Origin of the sequence: Zoogloea oleivorans (assembly GCF_008107625.1) — a bacterium.
GTDB classification, from domain to species: domain Bacteria; phylum Pseudomonadota; class Gammaproteobacteria; order Burkholderiales; family Rhodocyclaceae; genus Zoogloea; species Zoogloea oleivorans.
The window spans coordinates 1-1,894 of record NZ_SDKK01000082.1; the positions used below are offsets into that span (position 1 = coordinate 1).

Below are 1,894 nucleotides of genomic sequence, written 5' to 3' on the forward strand. Positions count from 1 at the left end.
GCCGAGGGCTTCCGGCTGATCCAGCGGGCCGCGGCGCTCGGCACGGGCAATCCGCGAGCCGTCCGGCAGGGCCACGAAGCCGCGCAGCCACAACTCGCCGTCCTGCACTTCGGCGTAGGCGCCCAGCGGCACTTCACAGCTGCCGGCCAGCGCCCGGGAGGTGGCCCGCTCGGCGCGCACGCAGGCATCGGAATCGGCATGGGCCAGCGGGGCGATCCAGGCCGCCACTTCGGGACGGTCGGACAGCGCCTCGATACCCAGCGCGCCCTGGCCGGCGGCCGGCAGGGACACTTCGGAGGGCAGCGTGGAACGGATGCGGCTGGCCAGACCGAGGCGGGTCAGGCCGGCGGCGGCAAGGATGATGGCGTCGTACTGGCCCTCGTCGAGCTTGCGCAACCGGGTGTCCAGGTTGCCGCGCAGGCTGGTGACGCCGAGCATCGGGTACTGGGCGTGCAGCTGGGATTCACGGCGCAGGCTGGAGGTGCCGACCACGGCGCCCGGCGGCATGTCGTCGAGGCTCTCGTACTTGTTGGAGACAAAGGCATCCAGCGGCACTTCCCGCTCGGAGATGGCGACCAGCGCGAACTCGGGCGGCAGGGTCATCGGCACGTCCTTCATGGAATGCACGGCGATGTCGGCGCTACGGTCGAGGAGCGCGTTTTCGAGCTCCTTCACGAACAGGCCCTTGCCGCCCACCTTGGACAGCGGCCGGTCGAGAATCTGGTCGCCGCGGGTGGTCATGCCCAGCAATTCGACGGTGCAGGACGGGTACAGGGCTTCGAGGCGGGCTTTGACGTGTTCGGCCTGCCACAGGGCGAGGCGGCTTTCACGGGTGGCGATGACGATGCGGTCAGGCGTAGAGGCGCTCACGGTATTCGGGCTCGGCTGGCGAAAAAGGATGATCGGGGGATGGACAAGCCTGGCGCACCCGGGGCAATCTGCAGTTTGCGCAGCGCAGCATCAGGGTAGGCACCTATGGCGACGATCCGGTCCGGGATTCTAGCATGGGGGCCTTGCGCGCTTTCTGCACGCCGCCCCGCCGAACACTACGACAGGACAGGATTTCCCCGATGAGCGAAGACAAAGACCTCCCCCTCCGTGACGACATCCGCCTGCTCGGCCGCCTGCTTGGCGACACGGTGCGCGCCCAGGAGGGCGAAGCGGTGTTCGACCTGGTGGAAACCATCCGCCAGAGCTCGATCCGCTTTCGCCGCCACGAAGACCACGCGGCCCGCCGCGAACTCGAAGCCACGCTGGATTCCCTGTCCCGCGACCAGACCATCGACGTGGTGCGCGCCTTCAGCTACTTCTCGCACCTGTCGAACATCGCCGAAGACCAGCATCACATCCGCCGCTCCCGCGCCCACCAGATCGCCGGCTCGGCGCCGAAGGAAGGCAGCCTGGCCCACGCCCTCGAACGGGCCTTCGCGTCCGGCATGGGCAGCCCCGAACTGGCGGCCTTCTTCGACACCGCGCAAATCGTCCCGGTGCTCACCGCCCACCCCACCGAAGTGCAGCGCAAGAGCATCCTCAACTGTCAGATGGTCATCGCCCGCCTCCTCGACGAGCGCGACCGCATGCAGCTGACGCCCGAGGAGCAGGACCACAACGATGAAGCCCTGCGCCGCGCCGTGCTGACCCTGTGGCAAACGCGCATGCTGCGCACCGAGAAGCTGTCGGTGATGGATGAGGTCAGCAACGGCCTGTCCTATTTCGACTACACCTTCCTGCGCGAACTGCCGCGCCTCTACGGCAACGTCGAAGACCGCCTCGCCGCCCACGACCGCAGCTGGGGCGCCATGGAGCTGCCCAACTTCCTCAAGGTGGGCAGCTGGATTGGTGGCGACCGCGACGGCAACCCCTTCGTCACCGCCGAGATCCTCGAAAAGGCCCT

At 68.2% G+C, this 1,894-nt stretch carries 2 protein-coding genes; one reads left to right on the top strand and one right to left on the bottom strand.

Features of this window, described 5'->3' with window-relative positions; all coding sequences use genetic code 11:
- Nucleotides 1-870 (bottom strand): hydroxymethylbilane synthase (hemC, locus tag ETQ85_RS25805; RefSeq protein WP_148581841.1); only part of this gene is annotated, 870 nt, incomplete at its 3' end.
- 200 nt (nucleotides 871-1,070) lie between these two features.
- Here hemC and ETQ85_RS25810 point away from each other — a divergent pair.
- Nucleotides 1,071-1,894: phosphoenolpyruvate carboxylase (locus ETQ85_RS25810; protein ID WP_148581842.1), on the top strand; the 824-nt coding region annotated here is incomplete at its 3' end.